Below are 16,410 nucleotides of genomic sequence, written 5' to 3'. Positions count from 1 at the left end.
ATTTATTTAATATCGAAATTTTCGCCAAGCTCTTGATCAATCATACTTAAGGATTTACGTATTTTTAGTTTCATTTTTTGAGGCTGGACGAGCCTTTCAAGTTCGGCTTCCGGTCTGGAGTGGCGAAGCCTCCTTACTACAAAGGTTATTGCTCCAAGGCCTAGAATCAGGGCTATAGGAGGTAATATCCATATTAATGCGAAAAATCCCTTCATCGGAGGAGAGGCTAAGACTTCTTTACCATATGCATTAACCATTAAATTAATTATCTGATCGTTGGACTTCCCCTTCAATAGCTCCTCTCTAATCACTTCTCTCATGGAAGATGCTATAGGAGAGTTAGATTGATGCAGGGTTTGTCCTGAACATTTGGGGCACATTATGTTCTTATGCAGCTCTACTGACCTTAATTTGAGATCGCTTGGAAGCTCAGTTTCAGCTATCGCATAGGCAGTGGTAGCAACTGGCAGAGCAAGCATTAATACTATGCTTAGTGCAATTAGCTTTTTACTCATAAAGATATTTGTATCACCTAGCAGTAATTATACTTAACCGCTAGTTCTGACGGAAATTAAGCAGCTCCAATGAGCGCTCGATTTCGGGTGTACCATTAACCACTTCTAGGGTTTTCTCGCGCTCTGATACAGATGCATCAATAAGTGCTATGACTGCCCAAATATCGTCAGGGGATAGTAAGCCTTCAAACGCAGGCATATACCCATACCCAGCTGCTATTGACTGATAAGCTTTCCCCGCACTGAGTACATTGGTACCACTTTTTCTGATTACGACTACACCGTCGCCATCTCCGAACGCGGGAGGTTGAGTCACATTATAGGCGGCAAGAATTTCTCCAGTAGGACCATCACCATTGCCCGTGAGACCATGGCAAGTAGAGCAGTTTTGCCTATATACCAGTGCTCCTCTACGCGTAGCGTCAGATAATGGGTTAGCTTTAGTTTCTATATCCTGAAGGTCGGCTATACGGATATAACCGCCGGTAACTGGGTATGACTCTGAAGGAGGTAGGAGCCGTGGAGGCTCTTGAGCTTTATAGGTTTGGTTGTAGTGCATCTCTTGGAATATATCAATCGGGTACGTTCCTGTAGATCTAAACGGGTCTCCAGGGGTACATCCCGCTATCAATACTGAAATGAGTACAATAGCGGATAATTGAAAGAGATTGCGGTTACCAAGTGTTTTCAGCACTTATTATTCCTCTTCCTTCTTTATTTCTTCAGCCCCAGCCTTTTTAAGTAAGGACTCGGCTTCTGCTGCCTGCTCAATCGGGCAATCCACAATGATGCCAATATAGCCCTCGGTGATTCTAGTGTCGTAAAGTCCCATATTCTTTCGTGGGAGCCGTGATTCAAAAAGTACACCAAGTACCGTAAATATTATGGCTCCTAACATGGTGTTTTCGTACATGATAATAGTCATAGGAGGGATGCTCAAAAGAGGCTTTCCTCCTGTAACAAGAGGGTAAGAAATTTGAGTTCCAGCCGTCCATAATAGGCCCAAGGCGAAACCTACGAGCGCTCCAATAAGCGGGAACATGTATAGCCTCGTTTCAGGTTCATGCTCACTAAAAGAGCCTTCAGGATAAGGGCTGCCTGAATAGATATCGATGTCTTCCGGAGGAAATCCTTTATCATGCAGCTGGGTCATAGCGCCTGCTACCTGTTCGGGATCTTGGAAAAGTCCCAGTAATTTTTTATTTGCCATACCTCTCTCCTAATCCTCTTTAACCAAAGCAGGTACTACTCGGTTACCGACTTTTACTTCTTCAATAAGTCTTTGTCCCTCTTTTATTTCCCAGATAGGTATCAGAGGGAAGAATTTGCTAAACACGAGCAATAAGAAGCACACAAGTGCAATAGATGCGACAACCAGTGTTATTTCAACAATGCTTGGTGCATAAGTATCGTAATTGAAGGTCCAAGGACCTTTCCTCATCAAAGCCGGTACTATAATGATTAGCCTTTCAAGGAACATACCTACGTTAACGAGAAGGCTTGTCCAAAGCATCCAGGTGAAACTCCGACGTACTCTTCTAAACAGCCATAGTGGGACAGGAATAATATAGGAAGCTGTAATAAACACGAGGAAGAACCAGCTCCATGGAGCTTCAAATAGCCTCAGATTCCATACCGTAAGTTCCTGCTCTTCTTTAAGCCAGAAAGCGAACACAATATCAAGCCAGAAGAAAAACAGCCATGCTGTGGCAACAACAATAAGCAATCGAGCCACGGCATCTATATGTTCTTCCCAAATGTAATTTTCTAATTTGTAAAGTTTTCTCATAACTATCATCAGTGTGACGACAGCTGAAACTCCGGAATGAACTGCTCCGATAACGAAGTAAGGTGCAAAAACAGTGACGTGCCAAGATGGCACTAAGCTGACACCAAAATCCCAAGAAACAATACTGTGTACTGAAACGAATACAGGAAGAATTAGCGCTGATAGCAAGATCCCTGCTATTCCCTGGAGCTTCCATTGTCGAGGATTCCCATGCCAACCAAGCGCAAGGATTCCGTAGACAGTTCTCTTCCAACCTGTACTTCTGTCCCTGATAATGGCTAAATCAGGAATAAGAGCTGTGTAAACGAACAGTATGCTAGAAGTTAGGTAAGTGATAATTGCGGTCGGATCCCAGACCAATGGGGATCGAACGTCGGGCCAAATACCACGTGCCCAGTCGTAAGGGAAGACCCAATAAAAAATTCTCCAAGGCCTACCAGCATGTATTAGGGGCTGCAGCAATGAGGTCATTAAAGCAAAGACAGTCATCGTTTCAGCTGCGCGAACCATAGGCCTTCGCCATTCAGCTTGGCTTAGGCGAAGTATCGCTGAAATCATTACTCCAGCATGACTAATACCTACCCAGAAGATGAAGTTAGTAATGAAAAATCCCCAGAATACTGGTTGGTGTAAGCCAGTTACGCCTAGACCTTTATTCATCATGAAGCCAAATGCGCCAGCACCTATGGCAACCATAAGCCCTAGCGCTGATACAAGTATCACCCACCAGGTAGGCGTACGGAACACAACGTCTAGAAGTTCTTTATTTATTTGAGCGTCAGTTAATGTTCTGCGGTAATACATTCATTTAATCCGTACTAATGCGACTTTGATATTACTCTTACGTGGCGGTTTAAGTACCGTCTAACTTTCACTAATCTTAAACCTTCAGCAACTTCCCAGATTGAAACAACCGGAATAATTTTACTTATAGCCATAAATACCATTATGCAGGCAGCAAGTGAGCCCGCAATAATCATTACGTCAGGTGCTGCAGGCCACTGTGTTGCAGGTCTAGGGTCTAGCACATGCTGCCCTGGATCGACAACTGAGAACGCAGATACAAAAAGCCTTACCTGATTTACGAAGGCTCCAATTAAAATTCCAACACTGACGATGGTTGGCCCCCAAATACTCTTACGTACCGGGCTCCAGACCAGCGCAATCAAAGGAGCAATGAAATTTAGGAATAACGAGATGAGGAAATGAACACGGTATTCCTCAAGCACGAGGAATCGCAAAATTTCACTCTCACCGGGCTGCCTTCCATACCAAAAGGTAATGAAGCTAGCCCAAAAGAAGTAAAACCATAACAATGAAAAGGCTAAAAGAGGTTTTGAAAGAGCCCAAAATTGATCTATCCCGAAATATCTTTCGTAGCCTGCAAATCGGCGCATGCAGTACATAACTACTAATGTCATCGCGACAGCACCTTGGAGCCCGTTCACAACTACAGTCGCTGGTATGATCGCATCTTTATAACCAGGTAAGAGCCCGTGATTAAAATCAGAGATCATAAGAGTTTGGACTAGTGGGTATGTAAGTAAGTACATTACTCCCATAAGGAGAGTAGCTTGATACATGATTTTCCATTGTCTCGTCCCGCCTATCCAACCTAATGAAAGCCATTTAATGAACCTTTGACGAGGCGAGGCAGGCAGGTATTCACTCGCAGCAGCAAGATCTGGTACGGCACATGTCCACAGCATGACTAATCCAATCAATACCAATGTTCCGTAGCCCATAATGTCCCATAGCATAGGAGCACCCTGAGGCCATTCGAACCAGATGCTCATCCTACCTTCAAGTGGAGGCAATGCGATGATTGCAGGGATTAATAGTGCCATCACCACAATTCCTGTGAGTGCCATGTTCTCGTTCATTCGTGTAAACGAACGTCTCCAATTGGCTTTGGTAAGCCGTAGACCTGCGGAAATGACGGGCATTGCAGTAAACGTAGTTACAATAAAGGCTAATGTCGCAACCAAATATCCCCAGTTTGCCCTACTGGCATTGTCAAATCCGTCATTCAGTCTAATAACAAAGCCAACGATCCCGAGCAAGACAAGGAAGCCCAGTACAGCCATTGTGATCCAATAACGTGAGCTAATGACTTGGAATTTCCCTAGGACATCCTGCGCAACTTCGCGATGCGTAGGATAAGGGCCTATTTCTGGAACCTCATTATGCATCTACTTCAACCTGCTTAAGATATTTCACGCTTGGATTGGTACCAAGCACTTCAAGAACACGATACCCTCTTTCATCTTCCCATTTTTTTGATACTTGAGTTTGAGAATTGTTTAAGTCTCCAAAAACCATAGCGTCGGTAGGACAGGCTTGAACACATGCAGGATTGAAAGATTGATCAGCTACTTCTTTCCCGCCTCGAGTTGCCCGTCGAATACGTTGAATGCACATTGTGCATTTCTCCATAATTCCTCTGCTGCGGACAGTAACATCAGGGTTTAATTGGTTTTTTAATTCTTCGGGCCATACTGGTTCCCAGTAATTAAATAATCGGGCGTGATAAGGGCAGTTATTCCCACAGAATCTCGTACCCACGCACCTGTTGTATACCTGAACATTCAATCCTTCATTGTTGTGATAAGTCGCATATACAGGACAAACAGATTCACATGGGGCATTGTCACAGTGTTGGCAGAGCATAGGAAGGAACCTAGCCTTTACATTGGGATATGTTCCCTCCCAATAGCGTTCAATTCGGATCCATTCGATAGCCCGGCCTTCAAGGAAAGTGGACTCCTGATTGATAGGTATATTATTTTCGGATTGACACGCAATCACGCATGCTTGGCATGCTGTACAGCGATCAAGATCGATTACCATACCCCATTTGTGATCCGGCCTCTTTTTTGTTTTTGTCGATACCATCAACTAATCCTATTCTTAATGATGTTTGTGACCATTACTGCCTGCATGATGGTCTCGATGAACAAGTATCAATTCCTCATGTGGCAGTTGACGCGCAGGTTCAATTCCCTCAAGTTTTGGAAGATCACCTTTGCGGTTTGTCCTTGATACATTTACTCGGGTACCACCCCATGCAAATGATCCAGTAATAACTTCTTCAGTGGGCTCAATTATGTCGAGAACATTAGCTCCACGTTTTGCCGCGTAGCTTGTGAAGGCTCTATGGCCTTGGCCCATTGGAATAGCAACTACCTGCGGAGGTGTTGCTGGGTTTATATATACAAGTCCTCGAATCGCATTAGTTGTATTAGATTCGACCAGTACGATGTCATGATCTTTGACATCAAGCTCCTTTGCAGTAATGGGATTTAGTTCAACCCATGTAGTCCACGCAGCGCTGGTCAATGGGTCAGGAGCCGATTGGGCCCAGGGCAGATGAGAATACTCGCCAGCCCCTATTCCTACGCCTTCAAAAGGGACTAAGTAGAAAGGATACTTGTCTGAGTCAACAGAATTAACTTTTGGAGCCTTTTTTGCAAGCGGAGGTAACTGGGCAGAAGCTTTGTAGGTAGAGTCCATATTCCACCATCCACCTCGCTCGAGGGAGCGTTTCCAAAATTCCTCAAAAGTTGGCTGCTTAACTGATCCTGCATTCAATTCGTGCAATTTTTTGGCAGAGCTCCGCAGGGCATCGCGCATATCTACCCATGGAAGTCCGAGCTCTAAAGACTTGGAAGTTTGTAGCAAAGCGTCCCCAAAACTGATCGTGTTATGAAACCTGTTTACCACGGGCTGCTGGAAGGCAATAGTCGTGTATCCTGGGCCTGGGTTTGGTTCGTCAGAACCCCATTCTTCGAGGGGCGAACTTCCGGGCAGTATTAAATCGGCCATTTCAGTTGTTTCATCTAGGAAGCTGCTGAAACTGACGATCGTCTCTAAATTGGACAATGCCTCTCGTGGATTGATTGAGCGAGGAAGACCGTATGCAGGGTTAGCGTCTCTAACAAGAAGTACTTTTGTTTTCCCACTCCGCATATCTGACAGAATATGTTTCCATTTATTCAAGGTGGCCCCTGGAATATTGCGCGAATGAGGGTTGGGGTTGAAAATTAATCCCCCTTTGTGATTCACAGAACCCACTAGAGCGTTCAATGCATAGATTGCATGTAAATTAAATAGGCCATTTGCCTGTGCACCGGCAAGGCCGCCACCAATTGCCAACGCAGGGCCATTTTTGGGGTCAGCAAATTCACGCGCAAGGGCCATAATATTTTCAGCAGACACGCCTATCTGAGAGGCCACTGCTGAAGGTTGGAAGTCGTTGTAAGCTTTTTCAATTGATTCCCCGCCGGTCAGTTGCTTTGCAACTACGGAATCTCCAAGCCCTTCACTAATGATCGTGTAGATCATAGCCATTGCAAGTAATCCTTCGGTTCCTGGGTTCGCATATATCCATTTGTCGGCGACTGCTGCAGTTGCAGAATAACGAGCGTCAATATGAATTAGCTTGCCTCGGGATCTTTCCTTCCCCTGGCGAAATTCTCCGTACCCACGCATGAAGTGTGTTGTGTCACCCCACGTTCCTAAAAAGTCTGCACCAACACTAAGAATTAAACCTGCATTTGCAATATCGAAGTCTGGAATAGTATCTGTGCCAAACAGATCGGAGAAAGCTCGCCTTAAGACTGAATCTCCTAACGTGTCGAATGCAACATGCTCTGATCCATATGAATCTGAAAAAGTCGCAACAACATCAGCAAGCTGACCTCTCAATGGAGGGGTTGCAAGGATAACTGATTCAGGAGCAGCCTCTTTTAAGATAGTAGAGAGGCGTTCAATAGCCTCTGGCCATTCAATTTTACGGAATGGACCGCCTTTTGCGATCCGCACCATTGGGTGTTTTATGCGGTCTGGGTGGTATAAAGCCTGAAGCAGAGATTCCGAGCGAATCCCATGCTTACCAGTATTCATGGGGTAATCAGGATTGCCTTCTATTTTCTTAGCGCGACCCTCCATAACCCTAACTAGAAGCCCTTCGCTTGCAGCTCCAAGTTTTACAGTCGTTGCGTAATAATTATCTCTTCCAGTAACAAGATCCTCAGGCAATTCCACTGGGCTTTGCACTTGAATTTCATGATCAGGAACACGACAGCCATTGAATATAACTGCTCCTAGGCTTGTAGCTCCTGCCCATTTTAAGAATTGTCTACGCGAAAGTGCCATTTACCTTCCTAATAATGACAGGTTGTGCAGTCTGTAGGCGCGCTATTTTCGCGATGACAGTCGACACAATCCCTCATTTTTAGATTTCTAACTTGTTCTACAACTTTCATACTTGCAATATCACCATGGCATGTGGAGCAGGAAAATCCTTGTTGGATATGTGGAGCATGGAGAAATTGCACATGATCTGGCAGACGGTGAACCCGAACCCAATTTACAGGATCCGGCGTTTCGCCCAAAGTACCAATTAGTTTTTTGATCTCAGTTTCTGCAGAAGACGATTCTGATTTTGCACCAGTTATCCGATCAAAATCATGGCAGAAACGGCATTGATTGACCGCAGGAATACCAGCAGTCTCTTCGGCAGAGACTGTCCTATGGCAAAACTGACAGTCCAGTCCTGCAACATTGATATGCACTTGGTGAGGAAAGGCAATGGGTTGTTCTGGCCCGTCGCCAAATCCTAAGACCGCAGGCGGCTGACTCCACCAGGATTGCAGAACAAAATATGCTACAAACGCAAGCAGCAGGGCTACGGCTAGTCCAATTGCTGGGATCACTATTTTGGTAAGTGTATTCATTAAAGAAAATGGCCTAAGTGGCTACTGACCACCTCGATTGAAAATATCAGGAATTACAAAAAGCCTGTCTATAAATAGATAGATGGCATAAGCGGCCATACCTGCAAAGAAAAGCGCGGCAGCGTAAAGTGGCGCACGCATCTTTTTTGCAATGGCTTGGGGAATATCTCTGGATGCAGCTAACGATGGAATCATTCCATGAGCTAAAAGCATAGAAGCTGCAAATCCAAGAGCTGCTCCAAGAATCAGCCATAGTGATGCAAGTAGCTTGCTTAAAGCATCCCAATTTTCTAGAGATATGTAATTCGGATCTGGACCAGTCATTGACACCTAATCTCGCGACATCTGAATTATAGATCCCTGCGATCATTACTTACTGGCGGGGTATAGTTGACATTACATCAACCACACGCTCACGTTAAACCAGCGTAGTGGGGGTGTCAACACCTATTTGTGACGAATTTCGCATATGGAATTTAAAGTGAGTCTTGTATCCGTAAATACTGATGGAAATCAGGTAAACTTGCTTAAGGAAATCTTTTAAACAATCACTTTTTGGCCTTGAAAATGATTCTGATAAATCTACAATAGTCTGTATCAAGGAGACACTATGTCAGACCAAACAGTTTCTTCGCCCCAAGGCAATGTATCGCGTAGGGGCTTTTTAAAGAAAGTCGCTCTTTTGGGTGCGGCAGTATCCTCTTTAGGGCTTTTGTCCAAAGGGCAAGTATTAGGAGTAGGGCGAGGGAAAAAGTCAACTCCTGCAAATTTGCCAGGAGCAGGTTCAATATTTCAGCCACGTGGTGACGGGAGAACGCAAAAGTAAGTGTTGATGCTTATGGCGTGATAATTGGCACTTGAACACCAATGAGGAGGGGATATGGCCGATTTAGCTGATGAGCACCCGCGCATGATGGCAGGCCTTGGCCGACTTCATGGTAAAGTCGCGATTGTTACGGGTGCAGATAGTGGTATAGGGCGAGCCACTGCCAGGCTTTTTGCACTTGAAGGGGCAAAAGTTGTCTGTGTTGATATTGCGGAGCGAGGAAACCCAAGAATCGATCAATTGATAAGCAACGATGGCGGTGAAGCAGTCTTTGTATGCGAGGACGTTAGCCAAGAATCTGGCTGTTTAGCAATGGTGAAAACGGCTAGCGAACAATTTGGTGGACTTGATATTTTGTTTTTAAATGCAGGTACAGGAGTCCGGCAGAAAATACACGAAATGTCTGAGGAAGCATGGGATCACGTTGTTCAATTAAATCTTTATGGGATTTTTCATGGAGTCCGCGCTGCACTACCAATTTTTATGAGACAGGGTCATGGCAATATTGTTTGTACCGCATCCAGTCTAGGTATTTTGGCTAGTCCTAACTATCCTGCATATAGCGCTACTAAGGCAGGAATAATTAACCTTACTCGCCAATTAGCTATTGATTATGGGCCAGAGATCAGAGTCAATTGCGTTTGCCCTGGGCCAATAGAAACCAATCGCGTTCGAGAATATCCCCCAAGAGCTCGTCAAGTGACGGAAGAGCAGAAAATCGCCAGTGAAAAGCGCGTCGCTGGTTTACACCGCTTGGGACTCTCGGAAGAAGTTGCATATTGCGTACTTTTTCTGGCTTCGAATGAGTCTTCTTACGTAACGGGGCATGCGTTAGTAGTTGATGGCGGGCAAACTATCACGGCACAGTGACTTTTATATGGTTTGACCTTAAAGCCTGCCCAGTATAGGGTTGCTTTGGTTCAACTCATCGTACCTAGAGGTGCATCCTGGACGAGTTAGATAGAAAGATAATAGAAATCCTGCAAATTGATGGTAGGGCGACACATGCTGAAATGGCACGCCAGCTAGAAGTCAGCGAAGGGACTGTAAGGCGCAGGCTTTCGAAGCTTCTTGAGGATAGAATTATCAGAGTGCTAGCTATGGCTGAACCTGAGCAATTGGGTTTTCACACATCCGCCTTTATAGGCCTTCAAGTAGACCCCTCACGTGTAGAAGGCGTTGCAAATGAGTTGGTTAACTTGCCTGAAACGGAGCATGTAGCTATTACAACTGGCAGCTATGACATTTTCATTTGGGTAAATCTGGCTAGCTCTGAGGCCCTTGCTTCATTCTTGCATCATAAAGTTGGTACTGTTGAAGGAGTGAGGCAAACGGAAACCTTTGTTAGCTTGGAGACCCGAAAGCGAACAGCTGGACCAGGTTTGCCAAATTAATACATATTTTGTTTGACTGCTATTTTCTTGACAGTACACAAACTGCTTCGTAGCATTAATCCCTCAGGCCGAGGTAGCTCAGTCGGTAGAGCACAGCACTGAAAATGCTGGTGTCCCCAGTTCGAGTCTGGGCCTCGGCACCACGTTTTTAGTATTTGGGGAAGTGGCTCAGGGGTAGAGCGTCTCCTTGCCAAGGAGAAGGTCGCGGGTTCAAATCCCGTCTTCCCCTCCAGGAAAACAAAAAGAAGGCAGCAACGCTGCCTTCTTTTATTTTAGTATCTAAAAAATATTGATTAGGCTTTGGGTGCAGCAAGCATAGGCGCTTCAACTTTGTAAAACCTTGCGCAGTTGTCCCATAAAATTTTTCGCTTGTCCTCATCTGAAATCCCGAGTTCCATGAACGCATCAACTGCCTCTGGGTATCGGGAATCACCATGTGGATAATCAGTAGAAAATACAAGTTGGTCACTCCCAACGTAGTCGATGGCATATTTTGCCGGTTCTTCATCAGGTTCTACAGATACCCAGCATTGCCTTTTAAACAGCTCAGTTGGAGATATTGTCAGCTCTGGCATGTAAGCATCTAATTCTCTTTCATGTGCCTCTTCTACGCGCCAAAGTAGCCATGGTAGCCAAGCACAATTGGCTTCCAAGAACGCTACTCTAAGTTCAGGATGTTTTTCCAATATTCCCCCGCCTATGAAACTACCCATACCCATCATTTGCTCGAAGGGCTGGGAGTAGATACGCCTGAGCATGAAATTGTCAAAATGCTCTCCTGCTTGTTTAGACATCGACCCAGTAGCTTCATGAAACCCGATGGGTATATCTAGCTCTTCAAGGACATTCCACAAGGGCTCGAAATACGGATCATGCCATGGCTTTCCGATCACAACATTTGATCGAACAAAAACTGCTTTAAAGCCCAATTCATTTACAGCCCGCCTGGTTTCTTTGACGGCGTCATCGATGTCATAAACCGAAATCATTCCTGCCCCATACATACGGTTAGGATCTAGCGAGCAAAAATCGTACATCCAGTCGTTATATGCCCTTGCTATAGCCGCAGCGAACTCAGTGTCCATGTTAGGGCGAGTAAGCACACTTAATCCTCTGCTTGGAAACATTACTGCTACATCAATGCCCTCAGTGTCCATTGCTTCAAGTTGTACTTGGGAAACCCATCCACGTTCAGAGTCAGTTTTATAGAGTTTTTGATTACGTTCGTAATTGTGCCCCAATCTATTAATACCACCAGGCGTGGCTTTATCGCCGTCCTCAGGCCAAGTAACCCTTAGGTCTCTTACGTTTTCAGATGTTAGGCCTATAGGGGCATGCACTTTGTATTTTTCATCAATGTACTTTTGCCAAAGGTCTGGTGGCTCCATGATGTGCATATCACTGTCGAAAACCAAAAATCCATTTTTAGACATCTTTTTCTCCTCTGAAAACCTTATCCGCGATTGCTCGCAATAATTTCTTCGGCATGTTGATCCCAGCTTGAGAGAACTGACTGGATATCTTCTTTTAGTTGATCACTTTCACCCGCTTGCGCTGTGAAATATTTGGATATCCTGCTCACTTCTTGGAGTGAAGGCCATCTTTCTAAGGGCAATTCAATGCATTTATTTTTACTGGGATCGCGAATGACATTCATCGGATCTCCGCCGTCTTCGACAATTTGCATTTGGTCGCTGAGTTGCTTGCGAAGCAGGATTATCCCTCTATCGGATTCCCCTAGTTTTTCACCCACTCGATCTGCATTAGAACCTTGGGTTATCCATGCCACGAAATCTTGATGATTGACTAAATCCGGGATTAAATTCCCCGCATTGTCATATATGGGAACAATAAAATGCGGAACTTTTTCCTGCTTAGGTAGAGTAGTACCTGGAGCTGCCTTGTAGAAGAACCAGGTGATGTGCAGAGTAGTTTCGTCATCTACGGGGGTTCTGAATTGGAAGTTGCATTTAACCCCGTCACCCACAAACAGAATGTTTGGGAATAATGCGGGATGTCCTACCTTCCAGTCATGATCATCTTCGGTTGTACCTTCTACTACACGACGTTTAATTATTCCATGTTCAAATTCAGTAAACCCTATTTTTTTGTGGTTACGTGGCAGTATCGGGCTTAAATCTTCCTCTGCACCTAGGGCTACGGCCTTTTCACGTTGCTGTTGGACCCCCCAATATCCGTGTAACCATTCAAGATGAACTGGGTCATGCGAGTTTTCTTGGCATTGCAGCCAATTGCATGGAAGCTCAGCTATCCCTATGTCAGAAAAACCGTTTTCGTAGGTGAACGGTTCCCACATTGGAATTAAGGGCGCAGGGGTCGGACCCATGTATGCCCATAGGAGACCTCCCATTTCCTGAACTGGATATCCAGCAACTTTAACTTTTTCTTTAAATCTGCCGTCAGGCCTTACTGTTTCTTCAAAGGGCTGTTCAATGCACTGCCCGGTTTCGTCCATCATCCACCCGTGATACATGCATCTAAGTCCATTTTCTTCGGGGATTCCATACGAAAGATCGACTCTTCGATGAGGACAAAATCGCTCAATAAGCCCAAGAGTTCCAGATTTATCTTTATAAACGACTAGGTCTTCACCCAAAAGACGCACGGACTTAGTCGGTTTTCCGTCTAATTCTGTAGCAGCTGCGAAGGGATGCCAGTAACGGCGCATTAATTCACCCATTGGAGTGCCAGGCCCCACTTGCGTGAGTCGTTCATTATCTAATGCAGAAAGCATAATTTCCTCCCAGGAATTATTAACCGCATTGTAGCACTGTAAAATGGCACAACAATCCCCGGAAAACCTTAACCTTGATAGTCAACAGAGGCTAAAGCAAATTAGCAGCTTCCGAGCGGTATGTTCCAAATTCGTTCCTTAGCGTGTCACAAATTTCACCAAGAGAGGTGTAAGCCTGAACACACTCAAGTATTGCAGGCATGACGTTTGTTGTGCTTCGTGCAGAATCTTGTAATCGCTTCAATGCTGCTTCACAGGCTGAATTATCGCGTTCTTCACGTACTTGTTTCAGACGCTTTATCTGTCGCTCCGCAGCATCTTTAGGTATTACTTGTAGTTTAACCTGCTCATCGAAGTCATTGGTGAAGGCATTAACTCCAACAATTACCCTTTCACCACTCTCTACTAATTTTAGATGCTTGTATGCAGAATCTTCGATTGCTTTTTTTTGAAATCCTTTTTCAATTGCTGCAACTGCTCCGCCCAATTTATTAATTATTTCCATGTATTCTCGCGATTGTTGCTCGATAGTATTGGTGAGATTTTCTACGAAATAGGACCCCCCCAGAGGGTCAATCGTATCAGCTACGCCGGACTCATTGGCTAACACTTGTTGTGTTCGAAGCGCAAGCGTGGCTGACTCTTCTGTAGGTAGTCCAAGAGCTTCATCTTTTGAATTAACGTGCAGTGATTGGGTCCCACCAAGTACGGCAGCTAAGGCCTGAAGCGTGGTTCGAATAACATTGACTTCAGGTTGTTGGGCTTGAAGAGTAACCCCCGCAGTTTGAGTATGAAATCTTAATACCCATGATCTTGGATTTTTTGCTTTGAAATGATTTTTCATTATATCGGCCCACATTCTTCGAGCGGCTCTAAATTTTGCAGCTTCCTCGAAAATATTATTGTGCGCGACGAAAAAGAAAGAAAGCCGATCCGCGAATTCGTCAACATTTAGCCCCGCATCAATCGCGCTTTGTACATAAGCCATTCCATTGGAGAGTGTGAAAGCTAACTCTTGAGGTGCTGTTGCCCCAGCCTCTCGCATATGATAGCCACTGATACTTATAGTATTCCAAAGAGGAACTTCTTTAGCGCAGTATGAAAACATATCGGTAATTAAGCGCATTGATTGCTTTGGAGGAAAAATGTAAGTGCCTCTAGCGATATACTCTTTCAAAATATCATTTTGCGTAGTGCCTCCCACTTTTTCATGAGGAACCCCTTGCTTATGTGCTACTGCAAGGTAGAGAGCTAAGAGCATTGGTGCGGTGGCGTTAATCGTCATGGATGTGGTCACGTCACTGAGAGGTATCTCATCAAACAATATTTCCATATCAGCAAGAGTAGAAACGGGAACTCCAACCTTCCCGATTTCTCCATAAGCCATATTATGATCTGCGTCGTATCCCGTCTGGGTAGGTAGGTCAAACGCCACAGAAAGGCCAGTTTGACCTTGGGACAGTAGATGCCTATATCTTGAATTGGAGTCTTCTGGCGTCGAGAACCCGGCGTATTGACGCATTGTCCAGAACCTACCTCGGTACATAGACGGCTGAACCCCCCGGGTATAAGGGTATTCGCCTGGGAACCCTATTTTTTCGTCGGGACTTTCTCCGTAGTAAAGCGGCTCAATTGGAATTTCAGACTCTGATAGAAAACTTGACTTTCTCTCAGGAAATTTAGCCTTGGCAGGGTCATAGGTGTTTTGTTTCCATCGATTGAGTTCCTGATCGCTCATAAAGACCTCTCATTTTCGTCAGCCGCAATGTATCTTCAATAATAGCAAATTGGCAGCTTAAGCTAATTCATGGAAATATGTCATTGCCCATTGCTTAAAGCCGTATATACAATCATTCTGCTGAATACAGGAATTGCTATGACTGATCGGATAGTTTCAGGAAACATAAATGATGAGGATTCTTATTCTGAGGGAGGCTTGCGCCCGCGGAAACTATCGGACTATGTTGGCCAAGACAAAGTTAAGGATAACTTAGTTATTGGGATGGACGCAGCTAAGCAGCGCGGTGAACCTCTTGACCACGTATTACTTTATGGCCCTCCAGGGTTAGGTAAAACAACTTTAGCCAGTATTATTGCGGCTGAAATGCAATCTAATATTCGTATCACCGCAGGCCCTGCTGTTGAAAGACCAGGAGATATGGCCTCGTTACTTACTCAGGTAAAGGCCGGAGATGTACTGTTTATTGATGAAATCCACAGATTAGGAAAAGTTGTTGAGGAAATTTTATATCCTGCAATGGAGGACTTTTCTTTGTCTTGGGTTATGGGTAAAGGTCTTCAGGCACAAAGCATAAACCTGAAAGTAGAGCCATTTACCTTGATCGGTGCGACCACAAGGTATTCAATGCTTAGTGCCCCGCTAAGGGACCGATTCGGTACAGTATATAGATTGGATTATTATGATCAATCGGCTATGGAATCTATAGTTAGAAGATCAGCCGGCATTATGACTTTAGAGATTGATCAAGGTGGAATCACTGAGATAGCTCGTAGATCACGAGGAACCCCGCGAGTAGCAAACAGGCTACTTCGAAGGGTAAGAGATTTTGCTCAAGTTAGAGCTGATGGACGTGCCACACAAGAAGTGTCATCGCAAGCCTTGGGACTGCTTGAAGTGGACCATCTGGGGTTAGATGAAATTGATCACCGGCTTTTAACCACTATTGCTGAAAAATATGACGGAGGCCCTGTAGGCATCGATACTTTGGCGGCATCTACTGGTGAAGAATCGGATACTCTCATGGACGTCTATGAACCTTATTTAATTCAATTAGGTTTTTTGAATAGGACACCGAGAGGGAGAACGCTTACACGTGCTGCATATGAACATTTGGGTATGAGTTTGCCCTCAAAATTCAACATAACGCAGCCGAGCATGTGGGAAAATTAAAGTGAGAAGTGGAAATAAATAATGATTTATGAAATGCGTACATACACTGCAATGCCTGGAAAACTGCGTGCTCTTGCGAAACGGTTTGAAGACACAACGCATCAAATGTTTTTGAAGTACGGGTTTCGACCATTGGGCTACTGGACTGAAGGAATCGGAGACAACACGAAGCTTCATTACATCCTTGAATGGGAAGATGATAATGAACGCCTATCAAAATGGGCAGAATTCCGAAAAGATCCCGAATTAGCAACTGCATTTGCAAAATCTGAGGAAAATGGCCCACTAGTGGCAAATATCCAGAATTCAATTTGGATTAAAACTTCATTTTCGCCGACTATTTCAATTGATTAAGGGTGATGACGCCATGGCTTAATTAAGAGTAGAATGTGCTTTTGACTTTGCCCCGTGGTGCAGTGGTAGCACAGCAGACTTTGAATCTGTTGACTTAGGTTCGAATCCTAACGGGGCAGCCAATTCTT

Annotated in this window: 17 protein-coding genes and 3 tRNA genes; 8 read left to right on the top strand and 12 right to left on the bottom strand. The window is 44.7% G+C overall.

All coding sequences use genetic code 11. The annotated features are described in order from the left end of the window. Positions 1-2: 2 nt before the first annotated feature. Genes MK127_04020 through MK127_03980 form a run of 9 tightly spaced genes read right to left on the bottom strand, consistent with a single transcriptional unit; the run spans position 3 to position 8,366 of the window. Positions 3-515, bottom strand: coding sequence for a cytochrome c-type biogenesis protein CcmH (locus MK127_04020; GenBank protein MCH2531962.1), 513 nt, complete (start codon positions 513-515; stop codon positions 3-5). Between the two features lie 40 nt (positions 516-555). Continuing rightward, positions 556-1,209: a cytochrome c gene (locus tag MK127_04015; GenBank protein ID MCH2531961.1), complete on the bottom strand. Its 654-nt coding sequence runs from the start codon at positions 1,207-1,209 to the stop codon at positions 556-558. 3 nt (positions 1,210-1,212) lie between these two features. After that, a complete protein-coding gene (locus MK127_04010; GenBank protein MCH2531960.1) occupies positions 1,213-1,725 on the bottom strand; it encodes a DUF3341 domain-containing protein in 513 nt (170 codons plus the stop codon). A gap of 9 nt (positions 1,726-1,734) precedes the next feature. After that, the gene (gene nrfD, locus MK127_04005) at positions 1,735-3,108 is read right to left on the bottom strand and encodes a polysulfide reductase NrfD (GenBank protein MCH2531959.1); all 1,374 of its coding nucleotides are present in this window, start codon (positions 3,106-3,108) and stop codon (positions 1,735-1,737) included. Between the two features lie 14 nt (positions 3,109-3,122). Further along, positions 3,123-4,496 (bottom strand): hypothetical protein, encoded by a 1,374-nt coding sequence (locus MK127_04000; protein ID MCH2531958.1) that lies wholly within the window; start codon positions 4,494-4,496, stop codon positions 3,123-3,125. Then, positions 4,489-5,154 (bottom strand): 4Fe-4S dicluster domain-containing protein, encoded by a 666-nt coding sequence (locus MK127_03995; GenBank protein MCH2531957.1) that lies wholly within the window; start codon positions 5,152-5,154, stop codon positions 4,489-4,491. Before MK127_03995 ends, MK127_04000 begins: the two co-directional genes overlap by 8 nt. 60 nt (positions 5,155-5,214) lie before the next feature. Then, entirely contained in the window at positions 5,215-7,461 is a 2,247-nt protein-coding gene (locus tag MK127_03990) for a molybdopterin-dependent oxidoreductase (GenBank protein ID MCH2531956.1), read from the bottom strand. A gap of 8 nt (positions 7,462-7,469) precedes the next feature. Next, complete coding sequence (locus MK127_03985) at positions 7,470-8,042, bottom strand: cytochrome c family protein (protein MCH2531955.1); 573 nt, start codon at positions 8,040-8,042, stop codon at positions 7,470-7,472. A 21-nt stretch (positions 8,043-8,063) separates the two neighbouring features. Continuing rightward, complete coding sequence (locus MK127_03980; GenBank protein MCH2531954.1) at positions 8,064-8,366, bottom strand: hypothetical protein; 303 nt, start codon at positions 8,364-8,366, stop codon at positions 8,064-8,066. 286 nt (positions 8,367-8,652) lie between these two features. Between MK127_03980 and MK127_03975 the strand changes: the two genes are divergently transcribed. The 5 genes from MK127_03975 (at position 8,653) to MK127_03955 (ending at position 10,494) form a co-directional block, all read left to right on the top strand. Then, positions 8,653-8,868 (top strand): twin-arginine translocation signal domain-containing protein, encoded by a 216-nt coding sequence (locus tag MK127_03975; GenBank protein ID MCH2531953.1) that lies wholly within the window; start codon positions 8,653-8,655, stop codon positions 8,866-8,868. Between the two features lie 54 nt (positions 8,869-8,922). Next, positions 8,923-9,738: an SDR family oxidoreductase gene (locus tag MK127_03970; GenBank protein ID MCH2531952.1), complete on the top strand. Its 816-nt coding sequence runs from the start codon at positions 8,923-8,925 to the stop codon at positions 9,736-9,738. A 116-nt stretch (positions 9,739-9,854) separates the two neighbouring features. Further along, positions 9,855-10,262 carry an Lrp/AsnC family transcriptional regulator gene (locus MK127_03965; GenBank protein MCH2531951.1) on the top strand — a complete coding sequence of 136 codons (408 nt, stop codon included), beginning with the start codon at positions 9,855-9,857 and terminating at the stop codon, positions 10,260-10,262. A gap of 67 nt (positions 10,263-10,329) precedes the next feature. Then, a tRNA-Phe gene (locus tag MK127_03960) sits at positions 10,330-10,405 on the top strand. A 14-nt stretch (positions 10,406-10,419) separates the two neighbouring features. Further along, positions 10,420-10,494, top strand: a tRNA-Gly gene (locus MK127_03955). 61 nt (positions 10,495-10,555) lie between these two features. Here MK127_03955 and MK127_03950 read toward each other — a convergent pair. From MK127_03950 to MK127_03940, 3 genes are all read right to left on the bottom strand, one after another. After that, on the bottom strand, positions 10,556-11,695 hold the full coding sequence (locus tag MK127_03950; GenBank protein MCH2531950.1) for an amidohydrolase: 1,140 nt from the start codon (positions 11,693-11,695) through the stop codon (positions 10,556-10,558). Positions 11,696-11,715: 20 nt separating this feature from the next. Beyond that, a complete protein-coding gene (locus MK127_03945) occupies positions 11,716-13,017 on the bottom strand; it encodes an aromatic ring-hydroxylating dioxygenase subunit alpha (protein MCH2531949.1) in 1,302 nt (433 codons plus the stop codon). A 91-nt stretch (positions 13,018-13,108) separates the two neighbouring features. Then, positions 13,109-14,755, bottom strand: a complete 1,647-nt coding sequence (locus tag MK127_03940) for a methylmalonyl-CoA mutase family protein (protein MCH2531948.1) — start codon at positions 14,753-14,755, stop codon at positions 13,109-13,111. 138 nt (positions 14,756-14,893) lie between these two features. Between MK127_03940 and ruvB the strand changes: the two genes are divergently transcribed. The 3 genes from ruvB to MK127_03925 all read left to right on the top strand — a co-directional run bounded on the left by ruvB (position 14,894) and on the right by MK127_03925 (position 16,404). Further along, the gene (ruvB, locus tag MK127_03935) at positions 14,894-15,928 is read left to right on the top strand and encodes a Holliday junction branch migration DNA helicase RuvB (protein MCH2531947.1); all 1,035 of its coding nucleotides are present in this window, start codon (positions 14,894-14,896) and stop codon (positions 15,926-15,928) included. 33 nt (positions 15,929-15,961) lie between these two features. Further along, positions 15,962-16,282, top strand: coding sequence for an NIPSNAP family protein (locus MK127_03930; GenBank protein MCH2531946.1), 321 nt, complete (start codon positions 15,962-15,964; stop codon positions 16,280-16,282). Between the two features lie 48 nt (positions 16,283-16,330). After that, positions 16,331-16,404, top strand: a tRNA-Gln gene (locus MK127_03925). Positions 16,405-16,410: the final 6 nt, after the last annotated feature.

It is taken from the genome of Dehalococcoidia bacterium (assembly GCA_022449765.1).
In the GTDB taxonomy this organism is placed as follows: Bacteria; Chloroflexota; Dehalococcoidia; order Lucifugimonadales; family Australimonadaceae; genus UBA2963.
The sequence above is the reverse complement of the archived record's forward strand: the minus strand, read 5'-3'. Positions and strand labels throughout refer to the sequence as shown.